The sequence below is a fragment of the Curvibacter sp. GW821-FHT09D12 genome, assembly GCF_059416245.1.
This window is the reverse complement of record NZ_JBWKOU010000048.1, coordinates 1-6,476: the sequence shown is the minus strand read 5'-3', so window position 1 is coordinate 6,476 and position 6,476 is coordinate 1. Positions and strand designations below refer to the sequence as shown.

Sequence of the window (6,476 nt, the reverse complement as noted above, 5' to 3'; positions counted from 1 at the left end):
TTGCCAATGCTTTGTTCTTGAAGTCTTGTCCGTATCGGGCCACGTCGTTCTCTCATCGTCCACACCCCCTAGTTTCTATGGTTTTAAGGAGGCGAACAAGTCTGACACGGGGGGTGATACCCGAGGCCGCGGTATCGCCGCTCTGCACGATGTAACTGAAGGTCAAGGCGATGGTGCCGCTGCCCGAGGCATAGCTGGCATACACGGTCGAGCCCCCACGTTGATGGCCATGCGAGGGCTACCCGTGACGGTGACGGCAGAGCCAAAGTTAACCGTAAAGGTCAAGGTGGTGCCCGGCCTGTAATAGCCATTGGTGGGCGAGTTGATGCTGATGCTGATGCTGGTGGCTGCAGGCGCAGACACCGCCATCGACTCAATCGCGGCGGACAGCGACAGGCAAACAACGCCCTCTGGACCATCGCCATGGTTCGAATGAGAAGTGATGCACGCACCCACGAATACGTCGCCCAGGCGCACTGGACAGGGCCTGTCGAAGATGGAGAGATCCATCGCTGCCTCACAAGCGCTACATGGTTCGTGAGCTGTACCCGTTGATACTCGCTGACTTGGCGGACTCCGCGCGCGCCGCTTGACATAGGAGCGTCAACGCCCGAACCAAGAGCCTGTGGGAGCACTTGAAAACGGCGTGCGTTCACGGTCAAAAGTTTGGGACAAGGGCGTAAGCATGGTAAGTGATTTTGGATTGGATCGGGTTCTACAACCATTCCCGGCTACATTCCACGCTGGGCTACATGAGCCCCATGCAGTACGAGAATCGCTGGTTGGCGGCGCAGCAAAAATCTCCTGCTTGAAGACCGGGTTATGCACTCCGATTTTCAGGGGCAACCTCACCCAGCAACTCACGCCTGGTATATGGCGGCTTGACCAAATCGTTGACCGTTCGCGTCAGCGCTTCGGCTGACCGCATCTTCGGTGGCTAGAAACAACAGATCAATGAAGGCCCCAGGCCTGATGACCTCAAAGCCAAGCCGACTCATGTCCTCAACAGCAAGTGCTTGACGTTACGAAACACCAATAAAACTCTGTGTAATGATGAGTTGTTCAGCCTTCATCAATCGACTGGAAAGGGTCGCCAAGGTGCTTGGACGTTACAATTTGTTGCTTAACTATCGCATCCCGGACGATTGCATCGACGGAAAACACTATCCGCGCTCATGGCCCGAGCTGTTCTGCAGGAGTTGATAAAGTCCTTGCAATCCACCCGGGGAACCAAGCCATGTTGATAGCCCTGCACAAGAACGCCCGCACCACGCCCGCAGTGCGGGCCGAGATCACGGCCAGCAGCGAGACCACCAGTGTCTTGGCCCTGCGCTTTGGCATCACCGAGCAAACGGTCTACACTTGGAAGAAGCACGAGGTCTTTGGGGACCGCTCGCACAAGGCCCATCGCCTGCAGACCGATCTGACGCCCGCACAAGAGAGACCGTGGTGATCCAGCTGCGGTGCACCCTCCTGCTATCCCTGGATGACCTGCTAGCTGTCACGCGCGAGTTCATATGCCCCCATGTCTCGCGCTCAGGCTTGAACCGGTGCCTGCGCCGCCATGGGGTGGGCAGCCTCAACGCCCTCAAGCCCCAGGACCCGACTTATGGGTACCTTGCTAACCTTGAAAGTGCCCAAAACCGAAGGGCCTACCAAACCGACCTGAAGTCCTTCATCGCCTTCACAGGTATCGAACAACCAGAAGAGTTCAGGGCGGTGACTCGTGGGCACGTTTTGGCCTGGCGTGCCGAACTGGAGCGCCAAGAACTGGCGGGATCGAACATACAGCGCAAGCTTTCAGCACTGCCGTCAGTGTTTAACCATCTGTGCAACTGCAATGCCGTGACGCATAACCCTGCGCGAGGGGTAAGACGACCAAAGGTCGATGCGAATGGTAAGACGCCAGCCTTGGGTGATGGGCAGGCTCGCGCCCTTATTGATGCCCCTCATGCATTCACGCTCAAGGGCAAACGCGACCGCGACCGCGACCGCGACCGCGCCATTTTGGCAGTGCCATTGTTCCACGGATTGAGACGCGAAGAGGTCACCAAGTTGTTGGTCAAGGATTGTAACTTGGAGCGATCAGGCGTGGCTTATTTGCGAGTACAGGAAAAGGGTGGAAAGCTTCGATATGTTCCAACAAATCATTACACACTTCGATTGACCTATGAATATCCAAATACCGCAGAGGATTTCAAATATTATAATGGACCATTGCTCCAACCTATACGTAAACCGAGCCGTGGTCAATCATCTACAGCACTCACGCTGAATGATCTTTACTCTAAAGTTGTCTTGCGATATTTGAAAAAGGCTGGCATGCGGAAATCCAAAAATTTGGATCCGTACGCATTTCGGGCAACTGCAGCAAAATCAGCATTAAGGCATGGTGCAGATTTAGCAAATGTCCAAGTTCGGCTTGGTCATTCGCGTATTCAGACAACCAGAATTTATGACCATCGACGCCTTGATTCACATGAGCCACCGACGATTTATATAAATAAAAATTGATAGATGAATTCCACTGGAGTTAGTTGGCATGAATTATTATACACACTCTCAGACATATTCGAGTGATAACCCTTTTTATGCGCCAAATGTAAATTTGCAAAATCTTACCATTCCTGCTGATATTTTTCATATGGTCGACGAAGTGACTCAGTTGACCAAAGCCCCGCAGGAAATGGTTCTTGCATCCGCATTGGGTGCTATGTCTTTGGTGTGTCAAGGAAGAATAAATTGCAAGGATGCGACTGGCTCAATTTCACCGTGTGGGCTCTTTTTTTTAACAATAGCTGAATCTGGCGAGAGAAAATCCACTGTGGATAGAATATTTTCTTCTCCCATAAAAGATTTTGAAAATCATCAACTACAACTTTATCAAAAACAATATAAAGAATATAAATCTAAGCATGATGCATGGCTTAGTGCGAGGAAGGGGATTATTTCTCAAATAAAAGGCATGAACACATTGTCTCAGGAGTATTTGGTTGTTGAAAAAACTCTGATATCTCACGATGAGAATGAGCCGATAGCACCAAAAAGATTAAAGTTACTTTATACAGACGCCACTCCAGAAGCAATCGTATACGGTCTTTATACTCAAGGGCATTCAGCGGGTCTAATGTCTGACGAGGCGGGTGGAATACTTAATGGTCGAGCTATGGCCGATCTGGCACTTCTGAATCAGATTTGGGATGGCTCTCCACTCTCTGTGGAGAGAAAAAATTCTGAGAGCTTCTCATTCATCGATGCAAGACTGACTATATCGTTGATGACGCAGGAGAATAGCCTTAGAAAATTTTTGTCAAAAAAGGAAAGTCTTGCGAGAGATATTGGATTTTTGGCGCGGTGTTTTGTTGTTCAACCTAATTCGACGCAGGGCAACAGACTTATCAAATTGGAGGAGGTTCAGAGCGCTCCCACGCCTTATCTAGATAAATTTAAAATGAGGTTATCAGAAATAATCAACATGATTGCCGGTGATGATGATATTTTTTGTGAATTTTCTGAGAATGAAGGCATTCCGAATCGAAAGAGCTCACAAGTGCAGGTCATGTCATCCGGTGCGAGAGCGGTTTGGGTTAATTTTTTCAACTCAATTGAAATTAGACAGGCAAATGCTTGCTTTTTTTCCGAGGTGAGGGACGCAGCATCAAAATCTGGATTGAATGCAATAAGATTGGCTTCAATTTATCAATATTTTGAAGATGGTTCAAGTGAAATATCCGAGCAAAATATGGTTTGTGCGACGGGTTATTGCATGCTTCAACTGATGAGATTTAAGGCATTGTTTGGATATTTTGGAAAGTTCAGTCCCGATTATCAAAGCTCTGAAAAATTAGCTAATTGGATGAGATTTCAGTTTAATCAAAAGCCGTCTAGCCGCGAGGGGATGAGAAGGAATGAAATTAGACAGAATGGCCCAATTAGAAACTCTTCGGACCTAGCAAGGGTGTTGGCACAGTGGCATGCCGAAAAGTCGATTTATTTTGAAGATAGAGATGGTACTGAATGGGTAATTCCAATAGGGTTGAGTCCAAGATTCCCTGAATTTTTGCCGCCCATAAATGCTGTTGTATTTTAGGAAAATATGCTATTCGTGCCATTGAATGGCATGAATAGCAGGATTTTTAATTTTTCACTGATTTTTGTTGATAATTTGACGAAAAACCAACTCAAGAGTGCTGTGGCGTTGTCTTCGACCCAGCCTGCTAGAACACGTTTGGAATACACAACAGACTGAGCCATCGCGAATCTGATCGAAACTTACTATGCGAGAGAATTTATCGGAGGTGTGGAGACAAAATAGCGGTTGGATTAGGTACTGAAATTTCCGAAAATCGTCAATATCTTTAATAAATTTTTAGATAAAAACTCAGTTAGAAATAGTCTTCATGAGCGGAGTTCGCATTGAAACAATAGCAGATGTAAGACGAAAAATGTTTTCAGCATTAAAAACTAGAAGAAGATTTTCTGTTGGTGGGTTATGTGTGATATTATTTGGAACCTCAGCCCTATTTCTCACGCACCAAAAAGCCATAGCAATCAACAAAGAGCATGCTGTCGCACGTAAATTCAATGCCATGCAGTTAGTGGAAGGGCGAATGCCCTTCTTGATTTTGCTTTCTTGACATCTTGACAGATTGCACCGGATCGATTAGTCAGTCAAATTCGCAAGCAATATAGTGATCGAATATATATAATGGCGATGCTCAATTAATCACACAAGCGTACCGCTATTGGCAAGACGCTATCTATGCGTCGACGATATGCCTCGATGTTTGAAAGGTATGACACTGCCGATTTTCAACTGAGCGCAGCAAGACCTCCGTATGCTCTCGATATTTAAATTAGAATTAAAATAAAAAAATACAAGCAATATACATTTTGCAAAAGACAATTTGATTTTTGAAAATCACAAAAATGGCGATTATTAATTGATTTGCCAGACTGAGATTCCCCCCTCTCCCTTGATGATTTTTTGGTGGCACAACGCTAATCAGCACGGTTGAATATTAACTATTTACTGACCCCGTTTGAATTTTCGCAAATAAATCACAACCCATCAATATGGCATGCCATTTTAGGCCTAGCCATAAATAACATTGAGCAAGGCAATTTCGCAGATGAGTTCTGCATCGGTGAACCAATCATTAAAATCAGGCTCTTGATATGTCAGTTTCCGCGAAGCACTCATGCTGGCAAAAAAGGAATTTGCAGTGATATCGAAATGTTGTGCTTCTATTGGATTTTATCCTGATATAAATGCCAATGCGATTTCGGCTACGACCATGCTTTTTGGACTGTGAAAACCAATAACTGAATTGGCATACTCTGAATAATATATCCATAGAAGCTCTTTGTTGGCTGGGTTATAAATGGATTTACAATCAGGATTGGCCACCTGTTTGACGACAAGGCACGACCATGGAACATCCGGCTTTGAGCGGAGTTGCCAGACAAAGCGGTGTGATTGAATAAATAGAAAAAAACCATTTCAGTTTAATGAAGGAGCTTATTGCTCGTGAAGATGTCACCATCTGTATTGCTTCATAAAAAGTTCTGCGTGATACCCTGCCTACCCCTGCAACGCTGAATTATTTTTGTGATGCCTTGTTATCGATAGAAGGCGTTCATAATTTTAATACCCATCGCCGAGAGAAGAAGTTACGGCGTTTCAGATCCAAGGATTGGTAAAAATCAAACGTCAACGCGAAATATTTGTGTTTAGAGTGTAAGCAACCGGCCAAGTCATCTATCCAGTGCCCCAGCCATAGGGTATTCATGTCCATAGGTGTTTTTCTTGATGACGGTTTCCTGGCGACTGACGCAAGCCGAACTGCTCGAAGCGAGGAACAGACTGCACATCTACACACGGGCTTATGCACTTGGTACTGCCCCAGATACGAACCGCTCAGCAGCGGCTCCATTCAAATCACGTGGTGCCCGTTGGGCCCACAGTGCAACAACCACGCTGACCTGCTGCCGGTCTGACCTGTTCAAAGCATCTTTGACTTCACGTCTGGCAAGGAAATGGGATTGAAGCTGGGGGGTGCGGATTGCATGGAAATCAACACCTGGAGGCTGACGACATGGAACGCGCAGAAACACTGCTTTCAGAGCACGTGCTCAAGATGAGCGACCGATTCGCCAACGCGATGGCCCGCCGAGGCCGTTCTTAACAGGGGACTGCACCCAGTGACTGATGGTTGGAGTTGCTCGATTCCAGAATTTTTCAATCACATATCCCCCCTCCTGAGCTGAGACAGATAGGCCAACTTCCAGCCTGCCTCCAGCCCCCAAACCTCGCTCGGCGTCCAGCCCAGCGGGGTTTCTTTTTGGTCCCTCACCTCAGGAGAATGTTTGATGCTTCCAACCCCGTCCCCCATGGACGTAAGCGGCTGGTCATCCCATCTTGACCGGCCTGAATCAGCCGTGATGCACCCAGGCTTACTGCTTCCCGGGCAAGC

3 protein-coding genes and 4 pseudogenes are annotated in these 6,476 nt (G+C 47.3%); all 7 read left to right on the top strand.

The features are described from left to right. Nucleotides 1–363 precede the first annotated feature (363 nt). Nucleotides 364–593, top strand: a pseudogene (locus AC07PT_RS30325) (IS110 family transposase); the annotation flags it as partial. Nucleotides 594–605: 12 nt separating this feature from the next. Continuing rightward, nucleotides 606–812, top strand: a pseudogene (locus tag AC07PT_RS30320) (IS3 family transposase); the annotation flags it as partial. A 425-nt stretch (nucleotides 813–1,237) separates the two neighbouring features. Beyond that, a pseudogene (locus AC07PT_RS30315) lies at nucleotides 1,238–1,623 on the top strand (IS481 family transposase); the annotation flags it as partial. Nucleotides 1,624–1,644: 21 nt separating this feature from the next. Beyond that, a pseudogene (locus AC07PT_RS30310) lies at nucleotides 1,645–1,818 on the top strand (site-specific integrase); the annotation flags it as partial. After that, nucleotides 1,816–2,514 (top strand): tyrosine-type recombinase/integrase, encoded by a 699-nt coding sequence (locus tag AC07PT_RS30305; protein WP_494659176.1) that lies wholly within the window; start codon nucleotides 1,816–1,818, stop codon nucleotides 2,512–2,514. The pseudogene AC07PT_RS30310 and the gene AC07PT_RS30305, both read left to right, overlap by 3 nt. Nucleotides 2,515–2,542: 28 nt before the next feature. Beyond that, nucleotides 2,543–4,090: a YfjI family protein gene (locus AC07PT_RS30300; protein WP_494659175.1), complete on the top strand. Its 1,548-nt coding sequence runs from the start codon at nucleotides 2,543–2,545 to the stop codon at nucleotides 4,088–4,090. 310 nt (nucleotides 4,091–4,400) lie between these two features. Further along, a complete protein-coding gene (locus tag AC07PT_RS30295) occupies nucleotides 4,401–4,637 on the top strand; it encodes a hypothetical protein (protein ID WP_494659174.1) in 237 nt (78 codons plus the stop codon). Nucleotides 4,638–6,476: the final 1,839 nt, after the last annotated feature.